This window comes from Methylomonas subterranea, assembly GCF_024505185.1.
GTDB lineage: Bacteria > Pseudomonadota > Gammaproteobacteria > Methylococcales > Methylomonadaceae > Methylomonas > Methylomonas subterranea.
In genome coordinates this window covers 17,791-33,725 of the sequence record NZ_JANIBJ010000034.1, presented here as the reverse complement: position 1 = coordinate 33,725, position 15,935 = coordinate 17,791, and the positions used below count along the sequence as shown (strand labels likewise).

The following is a 15,935-nucleotide window of genomic DNA, read 5'->3' as shown; positions in this document are numbered from 1 at the left end:
CGGCGGCAATTGGCGCGCAATCGTTTAAAATAGTGCGTAAATCAATCCGGCTTGCATACCCAGATGGCGAAAACAATCACTTACTTAAACGTCCCTTACGCGGAAAAAGATCAAGCAAAGGCCCTGGGCGCCCGCTGGGATGCCGCCAACAAAAAATGGTACGCGCCGCTCGGCAAGGACATCGAACCCTTCGCGCGCTGGCTGAACGGGGCACCAATATCGACGGCCCAGCCTGCCGCCAAGCCCGCTCCCCGCCCAAGCGAAGCCTCCGCCGGCCAGGCGTCCGGCGTTTTTACTTATCCGACTATCGCTGACTTTGTTGCCTATGACGGCGAGCAGCCGCCCTGGGATTAGCACCTTGGCTTGCGCAACTCCGTTTGCAATTTTTCCAGGTCCAATTCGCGCTCCGAGCGCGATACCACTATGGTTGCCACCGCATTGCCTATCACATTGGTAATGGCTCGCGCTTCGGACATGAAACGATCGATACCCAGTATCAGCGACAACGCGGCCACCGGTACCGCCGGCACCACCGCCAATGTCGCCGCCAGCGTGATAAAACCGGCCCCGCTTACTCCCGAGGCGCCCTTGCTGGTCAACATGGCAACCAGCAACAGGGTTAATTGCTGGGTCAGCGTCAACTCGATATTCAAGGCCTGGGCAACGAACAAGGCCGCCATGGTCAGATAAATATTGGTGCCATCCAGATTGAACGAATATCCCGCCGGCACCACCAATCCGACCACCGAACGCGAGCAGCCCAGTTTTTCCAATTTTTTCATCAGCGGCGGCAATGCCGTTTCGGATGACGATGTACCCAGCACCAACAACAATTCTTCCTTGATGTAGCGCAGCAGTCTAAAAATATTAAAACCGCCGATGGCCGCTATGCCGCCGAGAATGCCCGCCACAAACAGGCCGCAGGTCAGATAAAAACAACCCATTAATGCCGCCAGCGGTCTCAGCGCCTCGACGCCATATTTTCCCACGGTAAAGGCCATGGCGGCTCCGGCGCCCAACGGTGCCAGTTTCATGATGACGTTCAGCATGGCAAAAAACACCTGCGAACACTCGTCCATGAAGCGATAAACCACTTGCCCGGTATCCCCCATTTGCTGCAAGGCGAAACCGAATAATATGGCGACCAACAGCACTTGCAGCAAATCGCCCGATCCGGTAAACGCATCGGCAAAGGTTTTAGGGATGATATGCAGCAGGAAATCGGCGAGACTTCGTTGGCCAGCTTGCTGCACATAAGCGGAAACCGCCCGCGCATCCAAACTGGCCGGATCGACGTTAAATCCCCGCCCCGGCCGCAAAAGATTGGCAACCAACATACCCAATGCCAAGGCCAAGGTGGAAACCGCTTCAAAATAAATCAAGGCTTTTACACCGACCCGGCCGGTTTTTTTCATATCCCCGGCACCGGCGATACCCAGCACCACGGTGCAAAACACCACCGGCGCGATCAGCATTTTGATCAAACTGATGAAACCATCGCCGATGGGCTTCAATAACACCGCGTGCCCGGCATCCAGATACCCAAAGGTCCCGCCGGCAAAAATCGCCAGCAACACCCCCGCATATAAACGGGATGACGGAGATTTTAGGCCGGAGCCTTGCGGCATCTCTCCGCTGGTCGTGCGCATACGCAATCCTTTCAGTCAAAATAGTCCATGCGACCCACCGACCAAGGATTCCGCCCACGATAACTTCCGCACTCTGTGCCCTTGTATGTTACGTGACAAATATCCATAAAGGTTTTGAAGAAAGATAGGTCGTTATCCCTTGCGGAAGAAGACTAGGGTGAGAGATATAAAAATAAGTTATAGGGGCGGAATCCTAAGCCAGCAGCGCCGCAAGCAGACCGGTCAGAAAAATGCCGTCGAATGTCCCGGCTCCACCGATGGAAGCCACCGGCACTCCAAGGCCGCCGACACATTTCAGATGCAATAAATCGGCACCTATCAAAACACCCAACACCCCGCTGACATAGGCAAAATGCGCCGCATGCTCCGGGTCGACCAGCAGCGCCAAAAAAGCCGCGGCCAAGGGGGCAATGAACAGCGGCATGGCAATGCCGATGCCGGGAATGGGCCGGCTGAGGCGATAACTCAGGCCGGCAATCAATGCGATCGACAGACTCAGCAGCAAGGGTTCCATCAAGCGCAGCGATACGAAATAAATGCAAAGACCGAGCGGTATCACGCAACCGCCCAGGTTGACCGCAATCACGGTGCTGCCTTCCCGGGCCGGCTGCAACAATTCCCAAACCGGCCGTCGGCCCGGCAGCCTGACCCAATGTGCGTCATCGCGGATCTTAATTTTAAAAATGGGCAAGTTGATGCCGCTACCCAGCAGGGTGCCTATCAATAGCGCCAGCGTCGCCTCGGGAGTCAACCCCAGTTTGCTGAAAGCGATTTCAAAAACATGAATCTGTAGCATCGCCACCAAAAACATGGACATCAGCAAAAACAGCATCAATGAAAATACCGGCACGGACAACTCCCCTGGCCCCAAGCAAAAAATAGATTCTGTAACAGCGGTATCATGGCACGGACCGAGGCAAAATGTCGCCGGCATTTCCGGTTTTCCCAATCGGCAAAACGCCTGCCCAAGCGACGCTGACCACGCTGAAAAAACCGGCAAAAACACGCAGATTTTGGCAACGAAATGCAAAAAAGTTGAGTTTTCCGGCGTTCACGGTTTTAATTTGCCCCGACATTCACCATTCGATCCGCATCTAACGGAGGTAAGGCCCCATGAACACTTTACTGAAAATCTTCGCATTCAGCGCCCTGTTGTGCCTGAGTGCAAGCGGCAACGCCCAACAACCGGGCGGCGGCAAGGGAACCCACGACATGGGCGCCATGGACCCCGCGAAAATGACCGAGCACTTGAAACAAAAGCAGGAGCACATGCTGAGCATGCACGACTTGTCCAATAAAATCCTGGCTGAACAAGACCCGCAAAAACAGCAGGCCTTGAAAGACCAACAACTGGAACTCATGAAAGCCCATCACATGGACATGATGTCCATGCATCACGACAAACCCATGGACCACAAAAAAATGCACTAAACCCGCGTTGCCGCCAGCTTATGCAATCGAAAAGCCGGCCGACACCGGCTTTTTTGCCAAGGATTCCGTTCCTAATAACTTCCCTATTTATACCCTCACCCTAGCCCTCTCCCGGCGGGAGAGGGAACAGAATGCGGAAGTTATTTTGAGAGGAATCCTAGCCCTGAATTCAATACTTTGGAAAAGCGCCATTTCGGTTTTGCCACTCAATTAAACCCATGCCAGCCTTGAAATATTTGTCCGGTTATCCGGCCGCCGTTACCGACCGAGTTCGACAACTGCTGGAACAAGGCAAATTGGCCGACATGCTGCTAAAAAAATATCCCGCCCGCCATGACATCAGGACGGACAAGGCGCTTTACGGCTATGTCATGTCGATAAAAAATCGGTATCTGCGTCAATCCGCTCCGCTGAGCAAAATCATCTATGACGACAAAATCGATGTACTGCATCAGGCTCTGGGTTTGCATTCCTACGTTTCCAGAGTCCAGGGCGGCAATCTAAAGGCGAAAAACGAAATTCGCATCGGCTCGGTATTTAAGGCGGTGCCGGCGGCGTTTTTAAGCATGATTACGGTTCATGAGTTGGCGCATTGCCGGGAAAAACAGCATAACAAAGCCTTTTACAAGCTTTGCGAATACATGGAACCCGACTATCACCAGCTGGAATTCGACCTACGGCTATATCTGACTCTGATGGAGCGCACCGGTCCGTTATATTGATAACGCTCAAGGTTGCAAGAGGATTTTTCTCACTCCGGCTTGGCCCGCATGACGCAGGGCCGCCATGCCGTCAATCAGGCGGTAGCGCCCGTCCACCATGCTCCGCAAGGGCAGCACTCCTTGCTCCAACAAAGCCAACGCCGCGTCGAAAGGGCCGCAGCGCGAACCCATTATCGTCAACTCCCCCACCACCAGCTTGCCGAGATCTACGGCTTCGGCGGCCGAAAAAGTACTCTTCTGCACCACAATCCCGCGCGGCCTTGTCAGTCTCAAAGCCTCGGCAAAACCGCCGGATTGGCCGCTGGCGTCCACCACAAAGTGATAGCTGTTATCGGGAACGCTCCGCGTCAAGCCGGTCCGCAAGCCCCATTGGGCTGGCAAAGCCAGCGAAGTCTCGGAGCGGCCCAACACCTCGACATCGTAACCGGCCAATGCCAGCACTTTAGCGATCAGCAAACCCAATCTGCCGGGCCCGACCACCGCCACCTTGCCAACCGACAAAAGCTCCAATTGCCCGACCACCCGCAGCGCGGCGGCCAAAGGCTCGGTAAACACCGCTTCTTCATCCGCCACGCCGGCCGGCACCTGGTAAAGATTGGCGACCGGCAAGCGCAAATAATCGGCGAAAGCGCCGTCGCGGCCGCGAATGCCCAGAACCTTGCGCTGAAGGCAATGCTCGGGACCGGCGCCCAGACAGGCGGCGCAATCGCCGCAGCCTATGTTGATGGAGCCGACTACCCGCTTATCGAGCCAAACCGAATCCGACTTCGAACCGACCGCCTCCACCACGCCGACGAACTCATGGCCGATAACGCCGCTAAAACCCGCGTAACCTTTCACCAATTCCAAGTCGGTCGCGCATATGCCGGCCAATGTCATCCGGATCAAGGCCTCGCCGGCGCCAATGTCCGGCACGGCTTTATCCAGGCGGTAATGCAAAGCGTTGTTAAGTTCCAGTGCCTGCATACGAAACGAGGCCGACAGCTAATAAAGACTATTCCTTCAGAGAGACAAGCTCAACCCTATCGACGATAGCAATACTGATCTTGTCTTCCCGCGCCAGCCAACCCATGGCGCGCTGGACGACTTTTTCCTCTTCCGGCAGCTCCTTGATCAATTTGGCAACGGCGGTTTCGCCGTTACCGGACAAATAATGCCAGACACTGCCGGCCGCCAAACCCACCCGTTCGAACATGGGCATATCCGGTTTTTCCGCCTCCGGTTTTGGAGCCGCGGGTTTCCGGGCTTTGACTGTTGGCGTCTTGGTTTTTGCCGGCGCGGCGGTCTTGCGCGGGCTTTTCTTCACCACGGCATCGGCGGCAACGGCCGGAGCGGCTGGTTCGGTCTTGCTTACGGGCACCGAGATTTCGGGCTGTTTGTCGGGGAGCGTGGCGGTGGAAGATTTCTTGGCCGCCGCTTCGGCAACAGCCTTGGGCGCCGGAGTGGGCTCTACTTTAACTTTTGCCAGCGGAGTTTCAATGGGGGCGGTGGTCTTTTTCATGGCGAATTATCCCTAAAAAAACAAAGATTGCAGTATAAACCATTCGGGAATAAAGCCGTGCCGACAGTTAACAATCTCCTATACTTCGCTTTCCCGATACCGATACCGACATCGCACGCCCCTCCTTCCTCACCGGCCTCCGATGATCGACAGCAGCGATAAAAATACCCGCCCTTCATCGGCGTTTATATGCTAAACATTGCTCAAACAATCCCGCCCGGGGAGGCCTGCCATGAATATCTGGAAAGCGACTTTATTGGTGTTTGTCGTCCTATCGGTTTCGGCCTTTTTCGCCCTGGACCTGCAGCAGTATTTAACTCTGGACAACCTTAAGGCCCGGCAGGCCGACATCGATCAGTATCGACAGGCTCGGCCCATGGCGGCGCTGGCATGGTATGCCGCGCTATACATTGCGGTAACGGCGCTGTCCTTGCCCGGCGCGACGATATTGACCCTGGCCGGCGGCGCGGTGTTCGGTATGTTTTGGGGCTCGCTGATCGTCTCGTTCGCCTCCAGCCTGGGCGCAACCCTAGCGTTTCTGGTGGCGCGTTTTTTGTTGCGCGATTGGGTCAAATCCCGCTTCGGCGAGCACGCCCGGGTCATCGACGACGGCATGAACCGCGACGGCGCTTTCTATCTGTTCACCTTGCGTCTGGTGCCGGTATTTCCGTTTTTCATGATCAATCTGCTCATGGGCTTGACTTCCATCAGGGTACGCACCTACTACTGGGTCAGCCAAGTCGGCATGCTGGCCGGCACCTTGGTGTACGTCAACGCCGGCACCCAGTTGGCGAAAATCGATTCCCTGGCCGACATTGTTTCTCCCGCGCTGTTGGGCTCGTTCGCCTTGCTCGGCCTGTTTCCCTGGGCAGCCAGAAAGACGCTGGATTATTTCAATCAACGCAAAATTTATGCGAACTGGCCCAAACCCGGGCGCTTCGACGCCAACCTGGTGGTGATCGGCGCCGGTGCCGGCGGTCTGGTGGCGGCCCATATCGCCGCCGCCCTCAAGGCCAAAGTTACCCTGATAGAAAAACATAAAATGGGCGGCGACTGCCTGAACTCCGGTTGCATACCTTCCAAGGCCTTGATTCGCACTGCCAAGCTGCTGTCGCAACTCAAACGGGCTCGGGCATTCGGTATCGCCAACGCCGAGACTGAATTCGATTTCGCCGCCGCGATGGAGCGGGTGCAACAGGTGATAGCAAGCGTAGCGCCGCATGATTCCATCGAACGTTATACCGAACTGGGCGTGGAGGTCATAGCCGGCGAGGCCAAAATCGTCTCCCCCTGGCAGGTGGCGGTTACCGGCGCCAACGGCGTCAAAACCATTACCAGCCGCGCCATCGTCATCGCCGCCGGCGCCCGGCCCTTTGTGCCGCCGATCCCCGGCCTGGACAGCGTCGCTTATCTGACTTCGGATACTATTTGGCGGCTGCGCGAATTACCCGGGCGCCTTTTGGTGCTGGGCGGCGGACCGCTGGGCTGCGAATTGGCGCAAACCTTCGCCCGCCTGGGCAGCAAGGTCACGCTGGTGGAAATGGCCCCGCGCATCATGGCGCGCGAAGACGCCGAGGTATCGGACCTTATCCAGGCCTCCTTCCTGGCGGAACACATCGCGGTCAAAACCAAGCATACCGCCAAGGAATTCATTGTCGCAAACGGCCAACACATCCTGCGGGCGGAACACGAAGGCCAAATTGACGAAATCCCCTTCGACCGGGTTTTGATCGCCATCGGCCGAATCGCCAATGTGCAAGGCTACGGCGTCGATGAACTCGGTATTACCTTGTCGCCGCGCGGAACCCTGCAAACCAACGCCTTCCAGGAAACCAACTATCCCAACATATTCGCCGTCGGCGACGTGGCGGGGCCGTATCAGTTTACCCACACCGCCGCGCACCAAGGCTGGCATGCGGCTGTCAACGCCATGTTCGGGCATGTCAAAAAGCTAGGTACCGATTACTCCGTGGTTCCCTGGGCGACCTTCACCGATCCGGAGGTGGCCCGGGTCGGCCTGAACGAGCAGGATGCGCAAGCACAAAATGTCGCTTATGAAATCTCCAGCTTCGACATGGCCGATCTGGACAGGGCCATCGCGGACGGCGCGACCCAAGGCTTTATCAAAGTGCTGACCGTGCCGGGCAAGGACAAGATTCTCGGCGTCAGCATCGTCGGCGAACATGCCGCCGACATGATCGCCGAATTCGTGCTCGCAATGAAATACGGCATGGGCCTGAATAAAATTCTGGCCACGATGCACATCTATCCGACCATGGCCGAAGCCAATAAATACGTGGCCGGGGTCTGGAAGCGCAATCACGCGCCGAAAATGTTATTGGCCTGTCTGGGTCGATACCATGGCTGGCGCCGGGGCTAGCCATCGAACGCCGGCCAAGGCGGGATTCCTACCCGCTGGACAACTGCGCCTTTGCCCGCGCACAGTTATGTTTAACCATATCCATATCCGTTCGAATTCGATCATAAGCTGCCATCAAGCTCGTTCCGCCGCCAGCCGCCGGGCTGGAATTTACTCAGACGCCAAACCATGCCCACCAGCAGAAACAAGCCGGCGAATACGGCGCTATCGCCCCAGCGGGCGTAGGGTGTCAGCCCCGCCATCGGGATAATCGTGCCGGTCAATGCGGTGGTGGTAAATAACGGTGCCCGCGCGCTGATTTTGCCGTTGGGCATCACAATTCCGGATAAACCGGTGTTGGTGGCCCGCAGCAAATAGCGGCCGGTTTCCAGAGCCCGCATTTGGGCGATCTGCATGTGCTGATGAGGTTGCGAAGTGTCGCCGAACCAGGCGTCGTTGGTGACGTTCACCAAATATGCCGCCCGCCCGACTTGCCGGCTGACCAATTCGCCAAAGGCATCTTCGTAGCAAATGGTGGTTACAAGAGGGTATCCGCCGGCTTCCAGCAAGGGCTGCTCGGCGGCGCCGGCGGCGAAGTTACCCAGTGGAATGGCCAAGCGGTCCAGCACCCAACCCGACAAGGGCTGCAAGGGCAGGTATTCGCCGAAGGGCAGCAAATGGTGCTTGTGATACAAGGCCTCCCGCGCTCCCAAGCTCATGACGCTGTTGTAATAAGACTTACCCTCGCCCTCGCTGGGCAGACTGACCAACAAATCGGTACCGTTTTCGCGCGCCAAGGCCGATAAGGGTTCCAGATAAAAGTCCTTGACTTGCGATAAAAACACCGGAATTGCGGTCTCCGGCCAGACTATCACGTCAGCGTCCCAATGTTGTTGGGTCAGCTGCCAATATAGGGACAAGGTATGCTGTCTTTGATCCTCCAGCCATTTTTGATCCTGGGCGATATTGCCTTGCAGCAACGCAACTTTTATCGGCGCGCCGACGGCATGGGTCCACTGAACCTGCCGCAATAAGCACCCGCCGCCCCAAATGGCGCATAAAGCCAGCAGACCGGACAAGCGCAAACGCCTTACCCGCCACATTTCGGCGCACAGAGCCGCCGAAACGGCCAACAGAAAACCCGCGCCATATACGCCGACCAGCGGCGCATAGCCGGCCAACGGCGTATTTAACTGGCCATAGGCAATCTGCAACCACGGAAAACCGTTCAACAACCAATAGCCGCGCAAGTATTCCACGGCCACCCAGGTCAGGCCGACCGCCAATATCCGAAACCAAACGCCGGCCATGGCCAATAATTTTGCGCTCAAATAAGCGGTCAAGGCCGGAAACAAGGCCCAGACAGCCACCAACAACAAGGTCAGCAGGCCGGCGCTGTAGGGATCCGCGCCGCCAAACCGGTGGATACTGATATACACCCACCAGATTCCGGAACCGAACAAGCCCAGGCCGAATAAATAGCCGCTCAAAGCGGCGTGCCTTGCCGGCGCAATGCAAAGCCGATAAAAAAACGCCAATGCCGGCAAGGCAAAATAGCTGTAATCGTAGGGAGCGAATGAGAAAGTCAACAACACGCCGCATGCCGGCGCCAATAACTGCCATTTCCAATGGACTAATCGGGTCATTTTGCTTAAAAGAGGTGAAATCCGTGCTGTATTATGCCGCGAATGGGCATGCCTTAAGGCCGAGTTTTCATACTGAGTGCGATTTCAGCTAGACTTGCAGGGAAATTAACATCGGATCCACAAAAAACGATGACTACAGACGACAGCCTACCTTTTGAATTGCAAACCGACTCGCTCGCTCAATGGCTGGACGGTTTAAGCCCGCTACCGCATGCTCAAGCCGCCCACAAACTGAATCTGGCGCTAAAACAACTTAAAGAGCCGCAATGCACTCCCGGCCAACTCCTGCCGCTGTTGGTCAATTTGACGCCGTTGTGCCTGCGATTTTCCGCCAGTCTGTCCACGACTGCCATCAACGACGCCGATTCATCCGCCAAAATCCTCAAACTGGGCAAGCTGAGCATGCAATTGCCCCGTCAGTTGGCCTTGCTGTTTTGCCAGATCATTGAAAGCAAGCAATTGGAAGCCGCCGACCGGAATACGGCCGTCTATCATGCCTTGCAGCTCATCGGCCATGCCCTGCGCTGCTATTGCCTGTTTTACGAAACACCGTCGGTAACGCTGTGGAAAAAAACCGCTCAGCTATACAAGCTGGCGCTGGCAACCGAAGCGCTTCATTTGCCTCACGCGACCAAACTGGCTGATTTCAGAGCACAGCCCGACATAGAAACGGTGCTCAAACGTAATCTGCTGTTCAGCATCATGTCGCCGCTACTTTACAAACCCGATGAAATCAACCAGCTTTTCCAGTTGGCCGATCAATGCGCCACCCTGCTGGAAATCGGCGATCCGCGCGAATCGCGGGATTTTGGCTTTTATTGGAATACGCTAAAAGACCAGCCGCCCTACCCGGTACGCAAAAGCAACCGTCCCTTGCCGGCGGAATGCATGCCCATCGATTGCCGACCCATCAGTCACGCACTGCAACTGGGTACCGTGGTTACCAAATTGAGCCCCGCCAATCAAAACAAACTGGCCTTGCTGTTCAGCGATTATCAACAGGTATTCAATGCCATCATTCCGGGCATACCTTCCCGCACCAAAATGATTCCCGGTTTCATCGGTGTCTGTCAGTATTTGCAGGAGTTGAACAAGCTGTCGAAAATCAATCAAATCAGCGCCCAACTTCGCGACCCCAAAAGCATCAACCGAGGTTTGTCGCTGGTACCGCTGGAACATCATCGCAATGTGTTCGACAATGCCGAACAGCCTTTCGGCGACAAAACCAGCCTGGGCAGACTAGTGAATTTACTCAAAACCCCCAATAAAACCTATTGCGTTGCCGAAAGCCGCATGCTGGACTGTTCGACCGGCGACCTGGTTTTGCTTTACAAGGAACAGCACCCGGTTTCGCTGGCCATCATTCGTCAACAGCGCTTCAACGAGTTGTCCAATGCCAATCAATTTTTGTTGGAGCAAATCAGCGGCGCCTGCACCATCTACAGCATCAACAATGCTCCCTCGGGCTCTTACGCGCTGATGGTCGGCGAGGGCATGGATAATGCGCAAATTTTTCTGGCCAGCGGCAAATACTCTTTAAACAGCAGCATTCCATTGACCATAGGCACGGCATTGCGCCTGACCGCCTGCATGGAGAGTAACGGCTTTTTCGCCCGTTTCAGATTTAGCGTGGAATACCATGCCTGATATGCGCCTCCCACTGATACTGCTACTGTGTTCGGCACTGGTCATGGCCAGCGAGGACAAACAAACCTGTCCGGACAATGCAGACACCCAACAGCGGATCAGCCAATGCGCCGATTCGGACAACCAGGCGGCGGATCGGGAACTCAACCAAATCTATCAAGCGGTTATCAAGCAACATGCCGGCGATAAAACCTTTACCGACAATCTCAAGCTGGCTCAGCGGGCATGGTTAAAGTGGCGCGACGCGGAAATGGCGGCAATTTATCCTCATGCGGCGGAAGCCGGCTATTACGGCAGCGCTTTCAATGCTTGTTGGGCCAGTCAACTGGCCTCACTCACCCGCGAACGCAGCAGACAATTGCGCAAATGGCTGGACGGCGTGGAAGAAGGCGAGCTTTGTTCGGGATCGCTTCCATTCAAGGCATCGCCTTAAGGGTTTCGCCCCTTTCATATCCCTCTCCCGGAGGAGTGTGTCGTAAAAGCCGCTCTCCTCGCGGGAGAGGGTTGGGGAGAGGGGAAATAACAAGGCAAGGCGTAGATTTTTATACCCTCACCCTGCCCTCTCCAGGAGGGAGAGGGTTCCGTTATGGCTTTTACGACACCCTCCGACCGGAGAAGGGATTGTTTCGATTTTTACGACCGCCTCCGGAGGGAAGGAACCGAAGGCGAAATCCTTAAAGGTTCGATTCGTTGTCATATGTCCCGCAACCCCTTGCCGGGGACGCGCGCATCCAGCGTCAGTCCAGCAAATTGACCCGCACGTTGACCAACATTACCGGCAGGGTGGGACCCGGACCGATGAAACTGCCGGAAACCGGCGGTATAGACTCCGGATTGCGTGCCACCGCCACGGCGATGTGGCGGTTGCCGGTGATTTCGCCCACCGTGGGATCAAAACCCTGCCAGCCCTTGCCGGGCAGATATACTTCGGCCCAGGCATGCGTGGAGGCATTGCCGGCCTCGGTGGCCGGCGCATGCAGATAGCCGCTGACGAACCGGCTGGCCAGCCCCAGACAGCGGCAGGCCTCGATAAACAGCGTGGCATAATCCCGACAGGAACCGCTGCCGATACGCAGGGTTTGCGCCGGCGATTGCACGCCGGCCTCTTCGCGCATTTGATAGCGGAACCGGCCGTGAATGGCCTGATTCAATTTTTCCTGTAGACACAGTGTTTCCATGCTGCGCGCATGCAGGCCTATCTCCCGCAACCAAGCCATGACGGCTTGCTGGTCGCTCAAAAACAAAGGTTGCTGAAATGCGGCCAGATCGATGCGCTCGGATTCCCGATATACAAAGGGATAGTTCAAGGCATATTCCGCCACCGAAAAATTCAGCGGCGAGGCTTCGTAATGCTGAATCACCACCTCGCTGGCTATGCTGAGCGTATTGGCCGATTGCAGAAAATTTACCACCGCCACCGAATTATCGAACACGTCCCGATACCACTTGATGCCGTAGGCCGGACTGATGGTCAGTTTGGACGACTCGATACGCACGTCGTGGCCTTCCCGCGGCCGCAACAGCAATTGATGTTGGTTGAGGGTAACGGTGTTGAAGAACCGATATTCCGTCACATGCAGAATTCGCAAGCGCTGCATGGCAAATTACTCCGGCGGCCCGCTCAATTGCTCGACGGTAACCGCCATATGGATGGGCGACAAGGCCGGACCGAATTGGGTAAAGATGGCCACGTCGGCGGCATCGTGCCCGTAAGCCACGATCACCCGGCCGCCGCGCGCTTCCGCCTGGGTAGGATCGAAGCTGTACCAGCGACCGCCGACGTAGACCTCGAACCAGGCGTGAAAATCCATGGGCCGCAAGCCGTACAGATAGCCCACCACCATGCGGGCCGGAATGCACAGGGCCCGGCACAGGGCGATGCCCAAATGCGCCAGTTCGCGGCACACCCCTTCCCTGGCCTGATTGACTTCGACCGCCGACATTTGGAAATAAGGCGAATCCGGGTTGAAACGCACGTTGTCGCGCAACCATTGATTCACCGCCACCACCTGATCGTAGCCGGGCCTTACGCCCGCTACCAGTTCCTGGGCCAGATCGACAAAGCGGTCCGACTCGCAATAACGGGTCGGCAATAAATAGGTCAACACGGAGGTCGGCAGATTTTGCACTTCCTCGAACGGCGCGCCGGGGCAGACATCGATGTGTTCGCTGGTCTGAATGTCGGCGCTGGTATGCACCGAAAACAGTCCGGGTGGCGCGATCAGACGCTGGCACAGGTTGCCGTAGTCGTCGGTAAACTCGAACACCGGCACGCTGGGCTTGATCATGTAAGACTCGCGCGCCACCCATTGATTGGCGCCGTTACGCGGCCGCAGCATCAAAATGAACGGCGTCGGCACGCTGACTTCAAAACGTATTTCACAGCTGGTACGTAGCCACATCACAATAATTTTCCTTTCAAGGCTCTCACCAGATGGTCGCGGCGGCTAGCGCCGCCACATTAAAATATTCAACGTCCCAGACGTTGCTCCAGTTCCAGCACGCTTTGGGTGGTTTGCAATACCGTATCCGGATTCAGGCTCATGGAATCTATACCGATTTCCACCAAATACGCCGCCATTTCCGGATAATCCGACGGCGCCTGCCCGCACAGGCCGGAATGTTTGCCGTTGCGCCGGCAACCTTCCACCGCCAGACGGATCATTTCCTTGACGCCGGGATCGCGTTCGTCGAAATCGTTGGCGACGATTTCCGAATCCCGGTCCACTCCCAGCGTCAATTGGGTCAAATCGTTGGAACCGATCGAAAAGCCGTCGAACAATTCGGCAAACGCGTCTATCTGAATCACGTTATTCGGAATCTCGCACATCACGTAGATTTGCAGGCCGTTTTCACCCCGTTTCAGGCCGCAATCGGCCATATAAGCCAACACCTTTTCCGCCTCTTCGATTCGGCGGCAGAACGGAATCATCAGCACCACGTTTTTCAGCCCCATCTGTTCGCGTACCCGCTTCATCGCCGCGCATTCCAACGCAAAGCCCTCGGCGTAGGCCGGATGCACGTAACGCGAGGCGCCGCGAAAACCTATCATCGGGTTGGCCTCGTCGCGCTCGAACCAGCGTCCGCCCAACAGCGTGGCGTATTCGTTGGTTTTGAAGTCCGACATCCGCACCACCACCGGTTTGGGATAAAACGCCGCCGCAATCGTGCCGACGCCTTCCGCCAGACGCTGAATGAAAAACTCCGCCGGACTATGGTAATTTTCGGTCAGTTCCCGCAGTTTCGACAACTCGCCGGCATCTTCGACTTTTTCCGGATGGATCAAGGCCATCGGGTGGGCCTTTATATACTCGGTGATGATGAACTCCATGCGGGCCAAGCCGACGCCGTCGTTGGGCAGAAAGCTGTGCTTGAAAGCCAGTTCGGGATTGCCCAGATTGAGCATGATCTTGGTCCTGGGCCGTTGCATCCGGGCCAAATCGGTATGCCGGACGGCAAAATTCAAGCGGCGGCGGTAAACCTTGCCGACATCGCCTTCGGCGCAGGACACCGTGACATCCAGGCCGGATTCGATGGCGGCGGTGGCATTATCGCAGCCTATCACCGCCGGCACACCCAATTCCCGCGCGATAATGGCGGCATGACAGGTACGGCCACCACGGTTAGTGACGATGGCGGCGGCGGTTTTCATTACCGGCTCCCAGTCCGGCGTGGTCATATCCGCCACCAACACTTCGCCGGGTTTAAACGCATGCAAGTTGGCCACGCTATCGATTACCCGCGCCGCGCCCGCCGCTATCTTGCTACCCACCGCATGGCCCTTGGCGATGACTTCGCCGCTTTCCCGCAGACTGTATTGCTCCAGCAGATTGCCGCTGCGTTGCGAGGCCACTGTTTCCGGCCTGGCCTGCACGATATACAGTTTGCCGTCCAGGCCGTCCTTGGCCCACTCCATGTCCATGGGCCGGCCGTAGTGGCGTTCGATTTTCAAGGCATAATCGGCCAGCGTCAGGACATCGCCGTCATCTATGCAAAAGCGGCCGCGTTCGCTGTTGGCGGTGGCCATATTGCGCACCGGCTCGCGAGTGCGGCCGTCGCTGTAGACCATTTTGATTTTTTTCGCCCCCAGGCTGCGGCGCAACACGGCCCGATAGCCTTGCGCAAAGGTGGGTTTGTGCACGTAAAACTCGTCCGGGTCGACCGCGCCCTGCACCACGTTCTCGCCCAGACCGTAAGCGCCGGTAATGAATACCGCATCGTCAAAACCGGATTCGGTATCCAGCGAAAACATCACCCCGCTGGCCGCCAAGTCCGAACGCACCATTTTCATCACGCCGATGGACAAGCCTATTTTGAAATGATCGAAGCCTTGATCCAACCGGTAATGGATGGCCCGATCGGTGAACAGGCTGGCGAAACAGCGCTTGCAGGCATCCAGCAGCGCATGGCCGCCGCAAATATTCAGATAGGTATCCTGCTGGCCGGCAAAGCTGGCGGTGGGCAAGTCTTCGGCGGTTGCCGAACTGCGCACGGCGACGGTCAAATCTTCGCCGTACTGCTGCCGCAGTTGCTCGAAGGCGGCCAGAATTTGCTGCTGCAAATCTTCCGGCAGGGGTGCCGCATACACCAACTCGCGGGCCTGGCGGGCGCGGCGGGCCAGATCGCCGACATCGGTTTCGTCCACGCCGTCAAGATATTCATGCAGTTTGTCCCAGGCTCCGGCCCGATCCAACAGATAACGATAGGCTTCGGCGGTAATCGCAAACCCGTTCGGCACCACCACGCCCTGCCCGGCCAGTTCCCGGTACATCTCGCCCAGGGACGCGTTCTTGCCGCCCACCAACGGAATATCGTCTAGGGTAAGTTCGTTAAACCAGCGGATATATGGCGTGGAAATGGACATGCGGCGCTCCTTGGCTAGTTATTATGCGACGATTTAGCATAAGCAAGCGCGGCTGGATCGGCAAGCGCTGATTTGAATGGCGCGGATAGGATCAAACCCTGAAACCCCGGGACCAG

General features: G+C 56.7%; 14 protein-coding genes. 6 read left to right on the top strand and 8 right to left on the bottom strand.

The window, feature by feature from the left end; translation table 11 throughout:
• Positions 1–63 precede the first annotated feature (63 nt).
• The gene (locus NP590_RS16230) at positions 64–354 is read left to right on the top strand and encodes a DUF5710 domain-containing protein (protein ID WP_256603673.1); all 291 of its coding nucleotides are present in this window, start codon (positions 64–66) and stop codon (positions 352–354) included.
• Here the strand turns inward: NP590_RS16230 and dctA are convergent.
• Together dctA and NP590_RS16220 are read right to left on the bottom strand one after the other, a co-directional pair.
• Entirely contained in the window at positions 351–1,649 is a 1,299-nt protein-coding gene (dctA, locus tag NP590_RS16225; RefSeq protein WP_256603672.1) for a C4-dicarboxylate transporter DctA, read from the bottom strand. The genes NP590_RS16230 and dctA overlap by 4 nt on opposite strands.
• Positions 1,650–1,842: 193 nt before the next feature.
• Complete coding sequence (locus tag NP590_RS16220; RefSeq protein ID WP_256603671.1) at positions 1,843–2,499, bottom strand: DUF1614 domain-containing protein; 657 nt, start codon at positions 2,497–2,499, stop codon at positions 1,843–1,845.
• A 263-nt stretch (positions 2,500–2,762) separates the two neighbouring features.
• Between NP590_RS16220 and NP590_RS16215 the strand changes: the two genes are divergently transcribed.
• A complete protein-coding gene (locus NP590_RS16215; protein WP_256603670.1) occupies positions 2,763–3,080 on the top strand; it encodes a hypothetical protein in 318 nt (105 codons plus the stop codon).
• 218 nt (positions 3,081–3,298) lie between these two features.
• Positions 3,299–3,802 carry a YgjP-like metallopeptidase domain-containing protein gene (locus tag NP590_RS16210; protein WP_256603669.1) on the top strand — a complete coding sequence of 168 codons (504 nt, stop codon included), beginning with the start codon at positions 3,299–3,301 and terminating at the stop codon, positions 3,800–3,802.
• Positions 3,803–3,808: 6 nt separating this feature from the next.
• On the opposite strand, the gene NP590_RS16205 is transcribed toward NP590_RS16210, so the two are convergent.
• Both NP590_RS16205 and NP590_RS16200 read right to left on the bottom strand, forming a co-directional pair.
• Positions 3,809–4,768 carry an alcohol dehydrogenase catalytic domain-containing protein gene (locus tag NP590_RS16205; protein WP_256603668.1) on the bottom strand — a complete coding sequence of 320 codons (960 nt, stop codon included), beginning with the start codon at positions 4,766–4,768 and terminating at the stop codon, positions 3,809–3,811.
• 28 nt (positions 4,769–4,796) lie between these two features.
• The gene (locus NP590_RS16200) at positions 4,797–5,303 is read right to left on the bottom strand and encodes a winged helix-turn-helix domain-containing protein (RefSeq protein ID WP_256603667.1); all 507 of its coding nucleotides are present in this window, start codon (positions 5,301–5,303) and stop codon (positions 4,797–4,799) included.
• A 232-nt stretch (positions 5,304–5,535) separates the two neighbouring features.
• Here NP590_RS16200 and lpdA point away from each other — a divergent pair, with 232 nt between their 5' ends.
• Complete coding sequence (gene lpdA / locus NP590_RS16195; RefSeq protein ID WP_256603666.1) at positions 5,536–7,683, top strand: dihydrolipoyl dehydrogenase; 2,148 nt, start codon at positions 5,536–5,538, stop codon at positions 7,681–7,683.
• A 101-nt stretch (positions 7,684–7,784) separates the two neighbouring features.
• Here lpdA and lnt read toward each other — a convergent pair whose 3' ends face one another.
• The gene (lnt, locus tag NP590_RS16190) at positions 7,785–9,308 is read right to left on the bottom strand and encodes an apolipoprotein N-acyltransferase (protein ID WP_256603665.1); all 1,524 of its coding nucleotides are present in this window, start codon (positions 9,306–9,308) and stop codon (positions 7,785–7,787) included.
• A 129-nt stretch (positions 9,309–9,437) separates the two neighbouring features.
• Here lnt and NP590_RS16185 point away from each other — a divergent pair, with 129 nt between their 5' ends.
• Positions 9,438–10,955 carry a cyclic-di-GMP receptor FimW-related protein gene (locus NP590_RS16185; protein ID WP_256603664.1) on the top strand — a complete coding sequence of 506 codons (1,518 nt, stop codon included), beginning with the start codon at positions 9,438–9,440 and terminating at the stop codon, positions 10,953–10,955.
• Positions 10,948–11,388, top strand: coding sequence for a lysozyme inhibitor LprI family protein (locus NP590_RS16180; protein WP_256603662.1), 441 nt, complete (start codon positions 10,948–10,950; stop codon positions 11,386–11,388). Before NP590_RS16185 ends, NP590_RS16180 begins: the two co-directional genes overlap by 8 nt.
• Before the next feature lie 304 nt (positions 11,389–11,692).
• On the opposite strand, the gene NP590_RS16175 is transcribed toward NP590_RS16180, so the two are convergent.
• From NP590_RS16175 to ppsA, 3 genes are all read right to left on the bottom strand, one after another.
• Positions 11,693–12,553 carry a transglutaminase family protein gene (locus NP590_RS16175; protein WP_256603661.1) on the bottom strand — a complete coding sequence of 287 codons (861 nt, stop codon included), beginning with the start codon at positions 12,551–12,553 and terminating at the stop codon, positions 11,693–11,695.
• Positions 12,554–12,559: 6 nt separating this feature from the next.
• Positions 12,560–13,357 (bottom strand): transglutaminase-like domain-containing protein, encoded by a 798-nt coding sequence (locus NP590_RS16170; RefSeq protein ID WP_256603691.1) that lies wholly within the window; start codon positions 13,355–13,357, stop codon positions 12,560–12,562.
• Between the two features lie 68 nt (positions 13,358–13,425).
• On the bottom strand, positions 13,426–15,819 hold the full coding sequence (ppsA, locus tag NP590_RS16165) for a phosphoenolpyruvate synthase (RefSeq protein WP_256603660.1): 2,394 nt from the start codon (positions 15,817–15,819) through the stop codon (positions 13,426–13,428).
• Positions 15,820–15,935: the final 116 nt, after the last annotated feature.